This is a genomic window from Clostridium sp. 'deep sea' (assembly GCF_014931565.1).
In the GTDB taxonomy this organism is placed as follows: domain Bacteria; phylum Bacillota; class UBA994; order PWPR01; family PWPR01.
In genome coordinates, this window is record NZ_CP063353.1 from 1428532 (window position 1) to 1445420 (window position 16889).

Here is a 16889-nt window from a genome sequence, read left to right on the forward strand (position 1 = left end):
TTTAACCCCCATCTTTTTAATTTATGTTAGTATATTTAAAACAAAATGACATAATGATCTTATGGAGGATTTATGAACAATACATTTTTTAAAATATCCCAAAGTAAACAACAAACAATAATTAATGTTGCGTTTAAACACTTTGTTAAACATGGCTATGAAAATACGTCTTCAAACTTAATTATTAAGGAGTTAGATATTTCAAATAGAAGCCTAATTAAGTACTTTTCAACTAAGTTAGAGCTTTATAGCTATCTGGTTGAAATTGCCTCTACCAAGCTCTTAAGCCATATTGAACAACACCAAATAACCGGTAAAAATTGGCGACAGCGTTTAATGAGTTATGCAGCTATAGAATTCGATTTTTTAATAAAGAATCATTTAATGTACAAATTTTTTAATAAGGTAGGGAGTGAGCTACATCATCCTAACTTGGCTAGCTTAAAAGAAAAACTAAATTTGCAAGCTAACTGTTATCTTAATGTTATTTGTAAAAGCATAAAATTACCAGCAAGTCCTAATAATATATTAAAAAAACACGTTGCTTTTATCTTAAAAGGCTACAATGAATCTGTTATAAGTAAATTTAAAGTTAACTCAGTTACAGTTAAAGACAAACAAAATTATTTAAATGGCTTACAACAGCATTTAGAATTTATTTGCGAAAATGTTAGTTAGCTAAGTTTTAAAAATAAGCTTATTTTTTATTATTTAAACAGTTCATAAAATAATGTTTATACTGGAGGTAACTTATGAAATGGGATAGCAGTTCTTTATTAAACAATACAAGACGTAGGCCTTCGAGATCTGGAAAGTTAGCTAATGATAATAGAAATGTATTTGAGAATGACTATGGCAGAATTATACTTAGCTCTGGTTTTAGAAGGCTACAAGATAAAGCACAGGTTTTTCCATTAGATACAAGTGATTTTATAAGAACTCGTTTAACCCATTCTATAGAGGTTGCAGCCATTGCTTCCTCTATGGGTACTAGTATAGAGAGATTTTTAATAAAAAATAAGCATATGTCGTTACAACACAAAGGAGAGCTAAAAGCTATTTTGTCATCTGTTGGTTTACTTCATGATATTGGCAACACGCCCTTTGGCCACTTTGGTGAATATGCTATTCAACAATACTTTAGAGAGTTTTTAAAGAGCAATACACACATTAATAAGCAGCTAACAGCATTACAAAAACAAGATTTACAGTATTTTGATGGCAATGCTCATAGCCTAAGATTAATAACTAAACTACAGTATGTACAAGATATCTATGGACTTAACCTAACCTACGCAACCCTAGCAGCGTTAATTAAATACCCCTGTAATTCACTTGAAGGCAACAAAAAAAATAAAGGCGTTTGCCTTAAAAAGTTTGGTTATTTTCAGAGCGAACAAAACACGTTTACCGATATCGCTAAAAAAACAGGCTTAATTCAAAACAACGGTGTTGTGTGTAGGCATCCCTTAGTTTTTATTATGGAAGCGGCTGATGACATAGCTTATTCGGTAACAGACTTAGAAGATGGCATTAAAAAGAAGGTATTAAGCCTAAATCAAATTAAAAGATTCTTAGAAAAAAAGCTATATACAAATGAAGATGGTAGTGCTAGAGTTATGCTACCTCAAGAGCAAGAAATTTTAAATAAACTTAACCTTAAAATAGCAGATGACTACCCAGATAACGAGGCTCGTATTATTCAAATTTTAAGAGCTAAAATACAGGGATTTATGATTGAATCGGTAGTAGAAGAATTTGAAAATTCTTATAAAGACATTATAAACGGTAGCTATAACAAAGAGCTACTAAATCAAAGCAAAGCCAGTACCATCAGAAATGCCTTAAAAGAAATATCTTATATAATCTTTAATAATAAAGTAATAATAACTAAAGAACTAGCTGGTGAAAGCGTAATTACCAATTTACTAAACCTCTTTGTAAAAGGCTTAACTGCAACCGATGAAAATAACAAGCTACTCTTTAAAAAAGCCAACACCAAAGAAAACAGACTCTACCGCATAATCTCCACTAACTATAGATATATCTATGAACAACACAGCAAACAATCTGTATACGATAGATTATTATTAATAACTGACTTTATTTGCGGAATGACTGATTATTATGCAGTTGATTTGTTTAAAAAGCTAAGTGGAACTCTTTAACTTGGGGTGGGCTTAACCTTTGGTTTGTGCGGTTTGGGTATGCCTGTTGGCATACGGGGAGGACTCACTTCGTTCGTGGGGTGGGTTTGCTTAGGCAAACGGAGCTTTGACTCGCTATCGCATCGTTATCTAATATATTTTATCGTTTTACAGAAAGGCATGACTATGTTTACATTTCAAAACCTTGATATTTATAAATTATCTAAAGAATTAGTAGTTGAAATATATAATATAACAAAACACTATCCTAATTCAGAACTTTATGGACTTGTATCACAAATGAATAGAGCAGTAATATCTATACCTGCAAATATTGCAGAAGGTTATGGCAGAGCAAACCCCAAAGATAGAAATCACTTTATTAATATTGCTAAAGGATCTTTATTTGAACTAGTATGTCACCTAGAGATTTCATGTGAATTAAATTTTATAACTAATAATACATATAATCAACAGTTAAATAAATGCAATAACTTATCTATAAGATTAACAAACTTCTCAAAATATTTAATTAAATAGGATTACTAAAATGTACAACTCCATGTAAGACTTAAGAGTTCTATAGTTTTTTGCTTTTTATGCTAAAGGCATACCATGATGCGACAGCAAATAAACCCGCTTGCCAACAGCAAGCCCCCACCACGAGCCTTTTGGCGAGTCCAACCCGTATATACCCACTCCACCACAAACGAAGTTTGAGTCCTGCCCGTTGCCGTTTGCAGGCAACCCCCTACTCTTTTTGCACTAACTCGTTATAAATTTTTAAACTCTCGCCGTTATCTACGTTATAAAATTTCACTGCTTTTCCGGCATAAATAAATCCTATTAAGATATTTGTTTTGGGTGTGTAAAATAGTATTGTGTTTGGGCCATTAAATATTATGTTATTTTGGCCTTCTTTTGTGGTAGATAATCTAAATTTTGCTTCTTGGTATTTTAGTTTGTTATCTATAAAAGTAACATGGTGATATTGGTGATTTTTTTTGGAGTCATATTTAGTGGTTATTTTTGCATAGTGGCATACTAAATGTTTTATATCCATAGTAAAATACTCTACAACATAAGTAATAATATATTTTAGCAAGTATAAACAAGCACAGCAAAATATTGCACCAAAAAATATCCTTGCAATTTTTTCTTTAAATCCTAAAATGGATAATGTACAAAGTGTTAATGATAAAAAAAATGCAAATAGCATTATTTTTAATTCTTCTTTTATTAAGTTATAATAGTCTTTTTTGGTGTAATTAAATAAGTAATTATATAACATAGTAAAATCCTTATTTTTAATCTTGGCTTGTTGAAATGGTATAATAATTATAATTGATTTTATGTTAATAGTATTATGGTAGCAAAATGTTAAGTGTTACGCAAATTATTTAAAGTTACAGTTATTAGATTGGAGTTTATCATGGAAAATAAGTATTCCATAGGTCAAATGGCAAAAATGTTTAACTTACCAGTTAAAACATTACGATATTATGATGAAATTAATCTTTTTAAACCCCAGTTTATTAATGAAAAAACTGGTTATAGGTATTACTCAGCAGACCAAATAGAGCATTTAGATACAGTTTTATTTTTAAAGATTTTAGGTATGCCTCTAAAAAAGATTAAAAAGCATTTAGATAACCCTGTTATAGACGATTTTTTGATGTTATTAAAAGAACAACAAAAACAAACCGAAAGAAAAATAGAAGAGCTTAAAGATATTCATAACAAGTTTCAAACCCGGATTGATGCTATAGAAGAAATAAAAAGAATTGAAGAATTTAATAAGGTTATAGAAAAACGAATATCTAAAAGGCGAATAGTATTATTAAAAGAGAGCTTTTACTTAAATACCAGCCTCGAACTTTTATTAAAAAAGCTAGAGCGTAAAATAAATATAATGTTACCAGTAATTATAGGTAATGTTATTTTACGTATGTCTAAAGATAATATGCAAAGTCATAAATTTTATGAGTATAGCTCAGTTGGTATGCTGTTAGAGTCTATTAAAATTAAACCTAACTTAGTAGAAGAAATACCTGAATCTGATTTTGTATGTATTTGGTTTAAAGGCACTCACGAGCAAGCTCACCTTTATTACAACACATTACTAAACTATATCCAACAGCACAACTACACAATAATTGGCAATTCCATTGAGCGAACCATTAGTAATCAGTTTATTACTAAAAATACAGAGTATCATATAACAGGTATTGAAATTCCCGTTAAAAAGTAATACTTCATTATTTAGCAATTCTCCTTAAGTTATTTTTTATAAAATTATTAATTTCTGTTTCATATAACTTATAATTTTTAAAAAAGGCTGTTACATGTTTAGTGTTTTTAAAAGTTACCATCTTTTTAGTACCTGAACCAATTGTTTCATAGAGTTGCTTACCCATATTATAATCACAAACAGTATCTGTTTCACTATGCATTATTAGAGTAGGTATTGTTGTATTTTTAATAAACTTAGCTACATTAACCTCTTTATATGAAAATCCATTAATCAACTTATTAAACATGCTACCTATATTTAGAACTAAAGTTACTGGTAGTTTAAAGCCAAGCTTAGAGTGTATGCTATACTCTATCTCTTGATACATGTTATTAAATGGGCTCTCCATAATAGCAAAATCTATATTATTTTGAGCATGTTTACTTCCTATATAAAAACCTACAGTAGAGGCTCCCATAGATTGCCCTAATACTCCCAATGGTACACCTTTAGATTTTGATTTAACAAAGTTTATTACATCTTGTAAATCATCTTTTTCATAATAACCAAAGGTAACTGTTTTAGCAGTGTTATCTCCATGGGCACGTTGATCGTATACTACAACGTTAAAATCCTGTTTAATAAACATCTCTGCTAAGGGCAACATAGTTGAATGATTTGTTTCATGCCAGTGTATTAGTACCATAGTAGGTTTAAAATAGTCACCATTTACGAAGTACTTAATGGGTATATCGTGGCCCCATTTACTGGATTTAATAGTGCTCTGTTTAAGAATTTTGGTATATGAGTCGTAAAATTCTTGTTTATTAAAACCCATATCCTCTAAAAACATCTTAGACACTTTTAAAGTATGTTCTTTACTCATTTGTAAAGGATAATAACCTATTGCAATGCCTGTAATCAGTGGTATTAAAAGGGCAATTATAGCTATGATTAGTAGAGCTTTTTTATTAATTAATTTCATTTTTTCTTTACCTATACGTTTTATAAAGTTATTCTAGCATAAATATTACTTGAAAACTATCAAAATTTAGAGCTTAATAGTGTTTATTGGTAGATATTATTTTCACTTCTACAATGGTCAACATACCATACTTGAGCTAAAAAATCATTCTGCTTAGCTTGTTGATCAAAGTTCCAGGGAGACTGTACACATTTACTACACCAATGTCCTGCTTTTAAAACTAAATATGGGCTTGCTTTAAACTCATGTCCTTCCGAACATAACCATTTGAGCTTTGTGTGCAAATCACCTTTAACCATTGTTAAAGATAAACACTTTCCACCTCTATATTCTGCAGCTTTTTGCATATCTTCAATAACAAACTCTTGATCTTTTTTTGTTTCATCATACCCATGGTTAAGAGTTATATGGGGGGGGTCTATAATGTGGTTAAACGTGTGCCAATCACCAATACTATTCCAATCTTTAATTGATCCAAAATATGCTTTTATTTTAGTTTTATCATTATGTTTTGCCCAGTAAAGAGGGGTATTTGCATTCTTTAAACTCTCCTTAATCATATGTTTTTTAACTATTTTTTTAGGTAGGTATTTGAGTAATTTTATATAGAAAGGTAATTTATCTTTAATGCCCTGCATTATATCTTTTAAACCTTCACTTCTAAAGTTAAGATACTCATTTAATTTATCTGAATCTAAGTAAAAATGTCCATGAAAATTTCTTAAGGCAAACATATTGGGATTATATATATCATGTAGGTTAATATTCATTAAGTTGAGTAGTTTTTGCATAAGTTGATATGCTGTTAATCTGTAACACTTTCCCCCTCCTATATTATATACTTTACGCCAAAAATGCTTAGGTAAATCTTTAAAACAGATATTGGCTAACAATCTGCCTGAGTCTTTAGCCGATACCCATTCAATATGATTATTTAAAGATTGATGAAAAGCAATTCCATCGTTAATGCTAAGAATTTTAGTATGCAAAATACCCGTTTGCCTTATAGAGACCCATTGTTTAAGACCAGACTCAATAACATACCGCTCTGCTGCAATTTTAGACAAAGCATAGTAATCATATACACTTGGCACTAAGGGGTCACCTACTCGCCCCCAATGCACAGGAAAAGCTCTGTTACCTGTTTGGGCTACGGTACCAACATATACTAATTTGACTTGGCTATTATCTTTTCTCTGCAAAATTGCATCTACAATATTTTTAGTTCCACCATAATTAACCTTCCAAGCAAGTTCAGGATTACGGTCAGCGAGTGGTGATACTAGTGCTCCAACATGAAGTACTATATCTACACCCTTTATTGCTTTTTTAACATCGTTATAGTTTACTAAATCTCCCCAAATAATTTTTACATTGTTTTCTTTTTTATATTTAGCTAAAATTTTTTTATCTTTTTGGGTTGGTAATGAAAAAAGTATTAAGTTATGTTTATCTTTATGCTTTAATAACTCAGCTACCCCCGCTTGTCCCATAGTTCCACTAGCTCCTGTTAGCAATATGGTGATTTTTTTCATTTTTATGCCCCTTTAACACCATTAATATATACATAAATTATAATTAAAAGTTCTCGTTTAACACTTAAAAATCCTTTTACTTATTAAAGCACACTAACAACAAAGCTCTAAATTTAAATAAAACTAAGCTAAAAAATATGTATACAATACTGTAGTTACTTGACTAAAGCAATATAGTAAATTATAATAGTGTTATAATTTTTATAAGGGTGTTATAAATATGAATAAATCAGCAATTAGTAAACGACAGTTAAAGGCCCAAAGAGTTAAAGACCTGTTTATTGAAACAACAAAAAATATAATAATTGAACAGGGCATTAAAGAGGTTTCAGCACGTAAGGTTGCTGATGAAGCAGGCTATACCTTTGCAACTATCTACAATCATTTTAAAAATATGGATGAGCTTTTGTTTGCTACAAGGTCAAAGATTATAGCGGAGTTAATTAGTGTATTACAGATTACAGCTAATAATTCGAAAAACGTTATTTATGATGTTTTTAGATGTTATATAGATTACCTAGTTAATAATACAAATATATTTGAGTTATTATTTTATGTAAAACTAAATAAACAACATACTAATTTTGAAAAGAATGTAGACTATGCTTTACTCAGTGAGATGTTTATAAATTCATTTAAACAACTTAATTATAGGGAGGAGCTACTTGATGTCTGCAATACCATTTTTTTTAGTATTCATGGCATGTTAATGATATATATATCAGGTAATTTTAATATGCAAAAAGAAGAACTTTTTTTACACCTTAATAAAACGCTAAAGCTATTTAAGTTGGAGGTAAATAATGCCTAAAGAAATTATTAACACTATTTTTGCTAAGCTAAGCTCTGTATTATTAATCTTTACTATACTTTTATGGCTATTTAGAATTGTTGATAACAAGAAAAAAGGAAAAATTAATAACATATATAAAAAAACCAAAGGTTTTCATAAAATTGCTGGTAAACTACTAATAATAACCTCACTAATACATGGATTATTAGCCCCTGTAAAGATACTATCTCTTAACTTTGGAACAGCAACATTTATTACTGTATTTATTATTGCTATTAGCTGCGCTTTTCAAAACGATACTAATTTAAATAAATGGCTTATACCACATCGAATTTTGGCTCTATTAGCCTTTGCTTTTATGGTTTTACATTTAATAACAAAATAGTAGCAATGAAATTAAAATAAAATCATCCTATTTCACAGGATTAGGCACAAAAACTAAAAAAATATCGCCCACAACAGAGAGAATTTGCTGTGGGCGATATTATATAAATAATTGCTATTTATACCTTTTCGGTTTTTAAAATTTTCACCAATGAAATCATGGCAAAAATCATAATAAAAGCAAATGGGAAAGCCGCTACAATTGAGGCTGTTTGCAACATTTGCAGACCATTTGCGGTAACTAATAGTAAAGATAAGGCAAGTCCAGACTGAATTACACCCCAAATTATTTTACGCTTAGTAGAGGGATTCATTTCGCCATTAGAGGATAACATGCCTAATACAAAAGTGGCTGAATCTGCCGATGTCACAAAAAAAGTACATAATAATACAACAGCAATTAATGAGATAACTGTACCTAAAGGATACTGTTGCATAACTACAAAGAGTGAAGTTTCGGTAACTGCAGCAGCTTTGGTAGCAACATCAATTCCTGTATTAATACCAGTTGCACCAAATACAGCAAACCATAAAAATGATGCTAAAGTTGGTGCTAACAGTACTCCACCTACAAACTGCTTAATTGTACGGCCACGAGAAATACGGGCAATAAAGGTGCCTACAAATGGCGCCCAAGCAATCCACCAAGCCCAGTAAAATATAGTCCAACCGCCATACCAACTATTATCACCATAAGGACCAATTCTAAAACTGTCTCTTATGAAATTACCAAAGTATGCCCCTAAGCCATCTGTGAAAGTATTTATGATTAATAAAGTAGGGCCAACAATAGCAGTGGCAATTAATAATATTCCTGCAACAGAAACATTTAAATTAGAAAGGAACTTTATACCCTTATCAAGACCAGTAACTGCTGAAATCATAAACAGAATAGTTACAATAGCAACTATAGCTAATTTAACTAAGTTTGTTTCGGGTATACCAAATAAGAAGTTAAGACCACTATTGATTTGTAGTGTTCCCAAACCAAGTGAAGTAGCTACACCTGCAATTGTTGCAAAAATAGCCAAAATATCTATGAGTTTACCAATAGGACCATTTGCTCGTTCTTCACCTAATAGCGGTATAAATACACTACTAATTAGGCCAGGTTTACCTTTTCTAAATTGCATATATGCTAGTGCTAAAGCTAGTACACAATAGTTGGCCCAAGGGTGTAAACCCCAGTGAAAAAAAGATTTTTTTATAGCAAAATCGGCGGCAGCACCACTACCAGCAGCTGCTCCTAAAGGATTAATAAAGTGTTTTAACGGTTCTGCAACACCCCAAAAAACTAAACCAATTCCCATACCCGCTGAAAATAACATGGCAAACCAAGACATAAGACTATAAGCAGGTTTGCTATCATCGGGACCAAGTTTAATTTTGCCATATTTACTAAATGCAATCCATATTGCAAATGCTACAAATGAAAACATAGTTAACACATAAAACCAGCCAAAGTTTGTATTTAAATAATTAAAAGCAGCCTTTGCTGCAGACTCAAACCCTTGCGGAATAAGCATTGCCCAAGCAACTATAGCCAAAGTAAATATAACAGATATATAAAATACAACATTATTTTTCTTTTTTATAGTAATTCCCTCCTTACACATTTATGAGGGATAATTATAGTGTCATTATCCCTCACAAATAAACTTAATTAATATTTTACCTTAAATACAGTTTGCTCTTTAACATCAGCTGTTAAAGCATCTAGGGCTACCCCTACTCTATGATAGCGTAATTTCCATTGCTCTTCTTTACTGGTAGATGGATCACCTAATGGATAAGGTATAGAAATAGTTGGTACCATTTTGTTGGCGCCTACAGTTTTTGCAACTGGAATAAGGTTAGCCATTTGCACAACTGGAATACCTGCTTTTTCAATCTCTTTAACAATCGTTGCACCGCAACGTGTACAGGTTCCTCAAGTAGAAGATAGAACTACTGCGTCCACACCTTCATTTACAAAGTATTCAACCATTTCTTGACCCATACGAGCTGCCTCAGCCTGGGTTGTGCCAGTACCTACAGTAGAATAAAAATATTCATGTAGTTTGCCAATTTTGCCTTCTTTTTCATAGGCTCTTAAAGCATCTATAGGTACACATACATTTGGATTAGCATCTGCTGCAGCTGGGTCATAACCAGCGTGAATAGTTTTAAATACTCCACCCTCTAAACGATCCATATCTTTTATGCTATAACGTCCCCATCTTGTTGCAGATGCAGATTGAATACGATCTGGATTAGCTACTGGCACAATACCACCAGAAGTAGCAAAAGCAATAGTAGCTTTACTTAAATCTTTAATAGGTGCAGCAATTTCTACTTTATCTAGCGCAGGAATTGGCAATTCACTGACAAAATCTTCGCCTCTTAGCTTTTTAATTAACATACTAACAACGCGCTCAGAAGCAGGAACTTTATCCTCTCTCCAAACTTGGTGACGAATACCACGACCAAAGTATCCTTCGGTATCGGCATCAAATAACTCTTCGTTATTAAACATTTTGTTAGCGTAATCAGCAATAACCTTAATATTTTTACGCATTGCTGCAGCACTTCTGCCACCCTTAAAAATAATCATGTCTTTTCTAAACATTTCTACGCCAGGGTTTTCTTCATGCATAGAAGTTAATACTGGTACATTAAATTTCTCTTGAACAGCTTTACAGATAACACCACAGGCATTACCATAACGTCCAGCCTGAAAAGCAGGACCAGCTAAAAATATATCAAATTCCTTATCAGCTAAAAAACCTAAAATTTGTTCTACTGCATCAGCTTCATTAGAACCCATATAGTTATCACCGCAAATTACGGTATGTGTTACCTCTGCATTGAGTTGTTTATTATACTCCATAGCAGGGCCAACTAAACCTTCTCTAATTACAGGTGCAAAATCAGCTTTATCTTCTCCACCAATTTGACCAAAGAATTGATTTAAATAAACAATTGCTTTTTTCACTTAGTATACCCCCCTAGTATTCTTTTACTGTTTTTGTTGACCAGCCTACAACCTGATCTCCACAAAACATAGCATTATTTTCCATAATAATTGAGCCATCTTCTTTAACAGATGCACCTAAAATTTCATCATCTGCCCAACCACCAGATAAACCATCTCTGGCTAAAGCCTGTAGTTCACCAATAACACGTTCCATTGGTGGAAGTTTAATTAACTCAGATACATTACCACAAGAAACAATTGCATCTGCCTTTTCATCTAAAGTTACTAAAGGCTGAGAAGCACCGTCTCTACCAGTACACTCATTAGTTAAACCTACTGTTTTAACTCCAGCATCTTCAAGAGCAACAATACAAGCAATAAAGTCAGCATCTGGGTTACCGTAACCCTCTTCTGCCACAATTGCTCCATCTGCACCTAAAGCATTTGCCATAGAGGCTACGACTAAAGCAGATCTTTGTTTTTGCTCTAAAGCTACGTTTAGGTTTGAAAGTATAACACCTAAGAAATTAAGGCTTTTACCATGTTCTTTATATAAACTTTTTATAGCAGGGAAGTTTTGAAAATCATAGGTAGACCATTTAGATGAACAAGGCATAAAAGAACCTGAAATAATTGCTCCATCTAAAATCTCATTAGGATGAACAAAAGTAGGAACCATTCTGTTGCAATCCCAACCGTAAAACAAATCGTTGTAACCCAATTCTTCCATTTGAGATTGAGGCTGTAACACCATAACTACATTTGGTAAGTCATTAGTATTTTTTTGCTTTGTAACTGGTTCAAGCTCATAAGTTTCTAACTCTTCTGGCTCAAGATCTTTAACACAACTACCAATATACTCAGCTAATCGCATACCAGCCCAGCGTAAAGCACGGTTTTTCTTTTGTTGCTCTCGCTGCTCAAATACCTCATCACTATCTGCTACTAATACAATATTTTTTAATTGAGAGTAGTAAGTGTACTTAGCACCTTCACCTGCCATATCAATTAAACCATCTTGGAATCCACCCCAGTGTCTACCAACTACTAACACACTACAGCCTTTTAAGGCATGAGTTCTGCCAGAGCCAGCTCTTACTAAGTCCCCAGTTGTTCCTGGGAATAATGGAGAGCCATCTAATTTAATGCGAGGCTCAATTGCCTCTTTAACAGGTACTAAACGAACATTATCTCCTGGTTTTACTATCTCGATATCAGCTTCTGTAATATGCTCATCTTCTCTAACTACAGCTAAAGCTTCTTGTTTATTTACAGTAAGAATACCATTAGCATAAGATGTAACGTCACCAAAAACTATATCTTTAACAAAGAAGTTGCCTAATTCTAGTTTCATATTGTTCTCCTTTCAGCACAATATTAAAACACAATTTATTTAAACGTGTTTATTTTTTATATTTTGATTATATTATAAACCTATTTAACTTGGCAATAGAAAATTACAATATATTTTAATAATCTCTAATTCCTTTACAGTGTTTACGGTCTTATGCTAATATATACTATCAATAACATGTAAATGGTGGGGTTTTATGGACAACAAAATACTTAAAAAGAATAGAATGCTTCGATATTTTATTGATGCAGCAAGTGAAATTATTGAAAAACAAGGTGTAGAGGCAATTACAGTACGTAAAGTTGCTGATTTGGCAGGTTATAATAGTGCAACTCTTTATAATTACTTTGAGAATTTAGATCATTTAATATCTATGGCTTCATTAAAATTTATGCGAGCCTATACAGAGGATTTGCCAAATTATTTAAAAGATTGTCCAAACACTATATGTAGAGTTTTAAAAGTATGGGAGTGTTTTTGTTACTACTCATATTCATCGCCTAAAATATACTCATATATCTTTGGCAAAAATGTGTTTAAACCTTACCCAAACAATATTAGAGAGTTCTATAATGTTTACCCAGAGCATTTAAGTGCTTTGCCAGCAGATATACTAGAGATGTTAACCCAAGATGATATCTACTTTAGGGCTTTAATACTCTTAAAAAGATGTGTTAACGAAAAGTATTTAAGAGAAGAAGATATTAATGATATCAATGAAATGACCTTGTTTATATATCAAGGTATATTATCGGAGGTGTTAACAGGTAGATTTAAAGGCTCTGTAGAGGATGCTGTAAACAAAACATTAAGGTACTTACGTAAAATCTTTGACATGCATTTGGTTAAAGATTGTGATTTATCTTATTAAATAATTTAAATAAACATCATGCTAAAACGATTCATTTTTCGTAAATTCACAATACCTAAAAACAAGTGGTAAATACCACTTGTTTTTTTAACAGCTAACATACTTAAAGAAATTTTCTAAATGTAGCCCTATGTTCATCTTGAAAGTTAACTAAAAACTCGTAGCCATTTTTTTGCATTTCTAATATATGCTTATTTTTTTCATCAATACTGCCATAAACATAAGAAGTATAATGCACCTTTTCAATTTTATTTGTAACATTTCTCATATTTTCACCTATCCTTATTTACTTATTATATATTATGTTCAAAATAGCAAATAAAATTGCGTGCTGTGTTTAACTATAATACTTTAAACTCATTACCCATTAATAAAAAATTCCAAATTGTTTGCATAACACAGTTATTTAATAAAGTTAAAAAATGTACTAAAAGAAACAGTTAGGATAGTTTGTATTTATGTAATAGCCAAGGAGCAAACCTCAAAACACTAACAAGCTAATACTACGTTTACCCTAAACTAAAGAATTTATGGTTAGGGGTTACCCGCTTAGCTTTAACTTAAAATTCAGTTTACTTAGTACAGTCAATAATATTTAAAACAGTATACCGATAGTGCAAAATTATAGCAAAAATTTTTCATTACAACTATGCTCATTACATTACTATAAGTACTTACTAAAAACCGAATCTATCACCTTATCTACTAATAAATCTCTATCTTTTTCTTCTCTAAAATCAAGAGCTAAATCCGCTTTTGCTAAGTCTGTTCGTAAAAATAAACCCTGTAAAGCAAAAATCAAATTATAAGCAAGTATTTTAATATCTAATAAATCAGTGCCATTTGGGCAAACAGCTTTTACTATTGGTAAATACACACTTAAAGTTTGGTTAGTATTATCATTAAATGCCCCTTTTTGCATATCCGTTAAAATAGAGATACGTGCTATGTTTTCATTGTCAACCAAAAAAGTACAGGTTGACTTTATCATCATCCTTAACCTCTCAAGGGCAGTTTTATTTTTTAATAACAAACACATGTTGTTAAATTGCTGTATAACATCACCAATAATTTGCTGAACACAACACGCTATTAAATTCTCTTTACTTTTAAAATGATAGTTTATAAGTCCAGTACCTACCCCTGTTGCTTTGCAAATATCCCTAATGGTAATTTTACTAACATCGTCATTGGCATTTATTAAATTTATTGTTTCATTAATTATGCTTTGCTTAATATTCTTTTTCACTTTACCAATACATCTCCAAACCTTGCTATTATGCCTTTAATAATAATACTAACAGCCAAAATAAGCAAAGCGTTTTTAGGGTTTGCTATTATGGGCAAGTTAAGCTTAAAAAGCTGTGTTATAAAACAAGCTAAAGCAATAGTACCAACTACATAAGCCATAATTGTAAAGCCGTGAAATGGAGCATTTGTAATAAACTTGCCTATACTAATTCCGCAAAAACACATACCTATTATACCCAAGGTAATAACAGCAGAACGAGCGCTATTAATAAACATAAACTGCTTATTTGTTAATCCTAAAATCACTATAAATATAACAAAAATAAGCTCTATAACTAAAATTGCAATATCTTTCATTTTTACTCTCCCGTATAACTATTGAACAATACATTGAACATTGTTCAGTTTTAGTGTAGCACAATATTTAGTTCATGAAAAGGTTATTTTGTAAATTAGTTTGTCATAATAATTTAGGTAACTAGCTATGTTTATAAAATAATCAAAATGCTATTACTAAAATTAACTTGTTAACACTTATATACGTGTTTATATTAAGTACTTATCCTGTTTTAAAATATGTTATCTTGACAGTTATATAACCTCATGATAAACTAGTTTTTGTTAAATAAATTTAACGAGCCGAGATGGCGAAATTGGCAGACGCACCAGACTCAAAATCTGGCGTGGTTTACCCCACGTGAGGGTTCGAGTCCCTCTCTCGGCACCAAACTAAAACAGCCTGTTAACTATAGTTAACAGGCTGTTTTGTTTGTTTTAAACTAGATACTTTATTAGTATTTTTATTAACTCTATTTAAGCTTATTTAACCACCCACTACTACATAACCAGTAAAAAATTTACCTGATTTTAATCAGCTCTCCATTACTCATTTTACTTACTGTATCACATAACATTTCTACATCTTCGGGCATATGGGTTGCAATAAGTAAGGTTTTATTTTTCTTTTTCATGTTTAACAAAATATCTCTAAACTCTTTCATTGCTTTTTCGTCAAGGCCATTTAAGGGTTCGTCAAGAATAATTAAATCATTATTATCCATTAACACTTGAGCTAATCCTAATCTTTGTTTCATTCCAGTAGAGTATTTACCAGCCTTTTTATGCATATGTTCTTTTAACCCTACCTGTTCCATTATTTTTGCTAAGTACTGTTTATCAGGTTTCTGAGTTAAATTTTGCAAGTATTTTAAATTATTCAAACCACTTTCTGCTGATAAAAAGCTTGGTGATTCAATAATACAACTCATACTCTCAGGAAAATCACAGTCTTTTCCTAAAACCTTACCATTTACTACTATTTCACCACTTGTTACAGGTGTTAATCCACTAATAGTTTTTAGCAACATGCTTTTTCCAGAGCCGTTTCTACCCACTATGCCATGTGTTTTACCTTGTTCAAATGTAACATTTATATTTTTTAATATTTGTTGAGTTTTTATTTTTTTATTTACATTAGTTATAGTTATATAAGCATTAGTCATCAAAATCACCTCTAGTAAAATTTAGCACATCATTTTTTCTAATAAGCAAGTGCGAAATAGTTATAAAAAGTAGGCTTAAAACAATTAAAATTAGCGCTGAGCTTTGGGCACTAGCCATTGATCCGTTTAAAACCGCTTGAAACTGATGCTCGCTATAAGTACCATGATACAAAGGGGAAAACCAAGATATGATATTAAAGGCTCTATCACCCGGCACAAACATTCTAATTAACCAGTTTACGGCATTGAGCATTAATAATATAATAGGCGCAATTAAATAATTGCTATTTAAATTTATAAGTACTGTTAAAGTTCCAAAGAATATAAATAATAACATTTGTAATAAAAAGGTATAAATAAATGCCTTTATCGGCAAGTCATTATATAAAATAAACTGTGGTACCGATGATGATACTGCCGAGTATCCTGTAGCTGTTTTGTTCATTGCTAGTAAATGTGCTGGAATACTCCATTCATTTTGAATATAAGAAAAAGGTAATGAAATTACAATATTAAATAAAGCTATGATGGAGCAAATTAAAAATGCGCAAAAAATAATATATAGCCACTGGCTGAATAGCCATTTTTGCTTACTGCCCCGAATTAAAGATAACTCAAAACCTTGATGTCTAATAGGAACATCAGCTAAGATAAATACTACAATAATGCTAATAAGCAAAGAACTGTGCATACTTGAAAACGAGGCAATATATGGCTCAAAAACATGCATAGGCATTTGTAAATTACTAACATTTTTTAAATAAGGGAAAACATACTTTAGTTGAATTACCGGAATTATTAATAACAACATAATTATTCTTAGAGATGTCTTCCATCTTAATAAGTTTAGTCTAAACAAATTTAAAATGTATCGCATA

18 protein-coding genes and 1 tRNA gene are annotated in these 16889 nt (G+C 31.3%); 8 read left to right on the forward strand and 11 right to left on the reverse strand.

Annotated features, from left to right (window positions below):
- Positions 1 to 72 precede the first annotated feature (72 nt).
- From IMX26_RS06695 to IMX26_RS06705, 3 genes are all read left to right on the forward strand, one after another.
- On the forward strand, positions 73 to 678 hold the full coding sequence (locus tag IMX26_RS06695; RefSeq protein ID WP_195160901.1) for a TetR/AcrR family transcriptional regulator: 606 nt from the start codon (positions 73 to 75) through the stop codon (positions 676 to 678).
- Positions 679 to 752: 74 nt separating this feature from the next.
- Positions 753 to 2168, forward strand: coding sequence for a deoxyguanosinetriphosphate triphosphohydrolase (locus IMX26_RS06700; protein ID WP_195160902.1), 1416 nt, complete (start codon positions 753 to 755; stop codon positions 2166 to 2168).
- Between the two features lie 165 nt (positions 2169 to 2333).
- Entirely contained in the window at positions 2334 to 2687 is a 354-nt protein-coding gene (locus IMX26_RS06705) for a four helix bundle protein (RefSeq protein WP_195160903.1), read from the forward strand.
- A 211-nt stretch (positions 2688 to 2898) separates the two neighbouring features.
- Here IMX26_RS06705 and IMX26_RS06710 read toward each other — a convergent pair whose 3' ends face one another.
- Positions 2899 to 3438, reverse strand: a complete 540-nt coding sequence (locus IMX26_RS06710) for a hypothetical protein (protein ID WP_195160904.1) — start codon at positions 3436 to 3438, stop codon at positions 2899 to 2901.
- Positions 3439 to 3579: 141 nt separating this feature from the next.
- On the opposite strand from IMX26_RS06710, the gene IMX26_RS06715 reads away from it, so the two are divergent.
- Positions 3580 to 4398, forward strand: a complete 819-nt coding sequence (locus tag IMX26_RS06715) for a MerR family transcriptional regulator (protein WP_195160905.1) — start codon at positions 3580 to 3582, stop codon at positions 4396 to 4398.
- 7 nt (positions 4399 to 4405) lie between these two features.
- Here IMX26_RS06715 and IMX26_RS06720 read toward each other — a convergent pair whose 3' ends face one another.
- Positions 4406 to 5365 (reverse strand): alpha/beta fold hydrolase, encoded by a 960-nt coding sequence (locus IMX26_RS06720; RefSeq protein WP_195160906.1) that lies wholly within the window; start codon positions 5363 to 5365, stop codon positions 4406 to 4408.
- 83 nt (positions 5366 to 5448) lie between these two features.
- A complete protein-coding gene (locus IMX26_RS06725; protein WP_195160907.1) occupies positions 5449 to 6900 on the reverse strand; it encodes an NAD(P)-dependent oxidoreductase in 1452 nt (483 codons plus the stop codon).
- A gap of 220 nt (positions 6901 to 7120) precedes the next feature.
- Between IMX26_RS06725 and IMX26_RS06730 the strand changes: the two genes are divergently transcribed.
- Positions 7121 to 7711, forward strand: coding sequence for a TetR/AcrR family transcriptional regulator (locus IMX26_RS06730; RefSeq protein ID WP_195160908.1), 591 nt, complete (start codon positions 7121 to 7123; stop codon positions 7709 to 7711).
- Positions 7704 to 8078, forward strand: coding sequence for a hypothetical protein (locus IMX26_RS06735; RefSeq protein WP_195160909.1), 375 nt, complete (start codon positions 7704 to 7706; stop codon positions 8076 to 8078). The genes IMX26_RS06730 and IMX26_RS06735 overlap by 8 nt, the downstream gene beginning before the upstream one ends.
- 118 nt (positions 8079 to 8196) lie before the next feature.
- Here the strand turns inward: IMX26_RS06735 and IMX26_RS06740 are convergent, their stop codons facing one another.
- From IMX26_RS06740 to IMX26_RS06750, 3 genes are read right to left on the reverse strand one after another with little or no spacing between them, the layout of a single operon-like run.
- Positions 8197 to 9693 carry a BCCT family transporter gene (locus IMX26_RS06740; RefSeq protein WP_195160910.1) on the reverse strand — a complete coding sequence of 499 codons (1497 nt, stop codon included), beginning with the start codon at positions 9691 to 9693 and terminating at the stop codon, positions 8197 to 8199.
- Positions 9694 to 9740: 47 nt separating this feature from the next.
- Entirely contained in the window at positions 9741 to 11051 is a 1311-nt protein-coding gene (gene grdH / locus IMX26_RS06745; RefSeq protein ID WP_195160911.1) for a betaine reductase selenoprotein B, read from the reverse strand.
- Between the two features lie 13 nt (positions 11052 to 11064).
- On the reverse strand, positions 11065 to 12387 hold the full coding sequence (locus IMX26_RS06750; protein ID WP_195160912.1) for a glycine/sarcosine/betaine reductase component B subunit: 1323 nt from the start codon (positions 12385 to 12387) through the stop codon (positions 11065 to 11067).
- A 196-nt stretch (positions 12388 to 12583) separates the two neighbouring features.
- Here IMX26_RS06750 and IMX26_RS06755 point away from each other — a divergent pair, with 196 nt between their 5' ends.
- Positions 12584 to 13258: a TetR/AcrR family transcriptional regulator gene (locus tag IMX26_RS06755; RefSeq protein WP_195160913.1), complete on the forward strand. Its 675-nt coding sequence runs from the start codon at positions 12584 to 12586 to the stop codon at positions 13256 to 13258.
- A 103-nt stretch (positions 13259 to 13361) separates the two neighbouring features.
- Here IMX26_RS06755 and IMX26_RS06760 read toward each other — a convergent pair whose 3' ends face one another.
- From IMX26_RS06760 to IMX26_RS06770, 3 genes are all read right to left on the reverse strand, one after another.
- Positions 13362 to 13526, reverse strand: coding sequence for a hypothetical protein (locus IMX26_RS06760; RefSeq protein WP_195160914.1), 165 nt, complete (start codon positions 13524 to 13526; stop codon positions 13362 to 13364).
- Between the two features lie 396 nt (positions 13527 to 13922).
- Complete coding sequence (locus tag IMX26_RS06765) at positions 13923 to 14507, reverse strand: TetR/AcrR family transcriptional regulator (RefSeq protein WP_195160915.1); 585 nt, start codon at positions 14505 to 14507, stop codon at positions 13923 to 13925.
- Entirely contained in the window at positions 14504 to 14866 is a 363-nt protein-coding gene (locus IMX26_RS06770) for a hypothetical protein (protein ID WP_195160916.1), read from the reverse strand. Before IMX26_RS06770 ends, IMX26_RS06765 begins: the two co-directional genes overlap by 4 nt.
- A gap of 281 nt (positions 14867 to 15147) precedes the next feature.
- On the opposite strand from IMX26_RS06770, the gene IMX26_RS06775 reads away from it, so the two are divergent.
- Positions 15148 to 15236, forward strand: a tRNA-Leu gene (locus IMX26_RS06775).
- Positions 15237 to 15366: 130 nt separating this feature from the next.
- On the opposite strand, the gene IMX26_RS06780 is transcribed toward IMX26_RS06775, so the two are convergent.
- Positions 15367 to 16011 (reverse strand): ATP-binding cassette domain-containing protein, encoded by a 645-nt coding sequence (locus IMX26_RS06780; protein WP_195160917.1) that lies wholly within the window; start codon positions 16009 to 16011, stop codon positions 15367 to 15369.
- Entirely contained in the window at positions 16004 to 16888 is an 885-nt protein-coding gene (locus tag IMX26_RS06785) for a hypothetical protein (protein WP_195160918.1), read from the reverse strand. Before IMX26_RS06785 ends, IMX26_RS06780 begins: the two co-directional genes overlap by 8 nt.
- Between the last annotated feature and the right edge of the window lies 1 nt (position 16889).

What these genes read in the sequence shown, in the direction of transcription:
- IMX26_RS06760 (WP_195160914.1), bottom strand. Translation starts at nt 13,526, where the DNA reads ATGAGAAATGTTACAAATAAAATTGAAAAGGTGCATTATACTTCTTAT.
- IMX26_RS06750 (WP_195160912.1), bottom strand. Translation starts at nt 12,387, where the DNA reads ATGAAACTAGAATTAGGCAACTTCTTTGTTAAAGATATAGTTTTTGGT.
- IMX26_RS06715 (WP_195160905.1), top strand. Translation starts at nt 3,580, where the DNA reads ATGGAAAATAAGTATTCCATAGGTCAAATGGCAAAAATGTTTAACTTA.
- IMX26_RS06695 (WP_195160901.1), top strand. Translation starts at nt 73, where the DNA reads ATGAACAATACATTTTTTAAAATATCCCAAAGTAAACAACAAACAATA.
- IMX26_RS06785 (WP_195160918.1), bottom strand. Translation starts at nt 16,888, where the DNA reads ATGCGATACATTTTAAATTTGTTTAGACTAAACTTATTAAGATGGAAG.
- IMX26_RS06720 (WP_195160906.1), bottom strand. Translation starts at nt 5,365, where the DNA reads ATGAAATTAATTAATAAAAAAGCTCTACTAATCATAGCTATAATTGCC.
- IMX26_RS06770 (WP_195160916.1), bottom strand. Translation starts at nt 14,866, where the DNA reads ATGAAAGATATTGCAATTTTAGTTATAGAGCTTATTTTTGTTATATTT.
- IMX26_RS06730 (WP_195160908.1), top strand. Translation starts at nt 7,121, where the DNA reads ATGAATAAATCAGCAATTAGTAAACGACAGTTAAAGGCCCAAAGAGTT.
- IMX26_RS06725 (WP_195160907.1), bottom strand. Translation starts at nt 6,900, where the DNA reads ATGAAAAAAATCACCATATTGCTAACAGGAGCTAGTGGAACTATGGGA.
- IMX26_RS06700 (WP_195160902.1), top strand. Translation starts at nt 753, where the DNA reads ATGAAATGGGATAGCAGTTCTTTATTAAACAATACAAGACGTAGGCCT.
- IMX26_RS06780 (WP_195160917.1), bottom strand. Translation starts at nt 16,011, where the DNA reads ATGACTAATGCTTATATAACTATAACTAATGTAAATAAAAAAATAAAA.
- IMX26_RS06755 (WP_195160913.1), top strand. Translation starts at nt 12,584, where the DNA reads ATGGACAACAAAATACTTAAAAAGAATAGAATGCTTCGATATTTTATT.
- IMX26_RS06735 (WP_195160909.1), top strand. Translation starts at nt 7,704, where the DNA reads ATGCCTAAAGAAATTATTAACACTATTTTTGCTAAGCTAAGCTCTGTA.
- IMX26_RS06740 (WP_195160910.1), bottom strand. Translation starts at nt 9,693, where the DNA reads ATGTGTAAGGAGGGAATTACTATAAAAAAGAAAAATAATGTTGTATTT.
- IMX26_RS06710 (WP_195160904.1), bottom strand. Translation starts at nt 3,438, where the DNA reads ATGTTATATAATTACTTATTTAATTACACCAAAAAAGACTATTATAAC.
- IMX26_RS06705 (WP_195160903.1), top strand. Translation starts at nt 2,334, where the DNA reads ATGTTTACATTTCAAAACCTTGATATTTATAAATTATCTAAAGAATTA.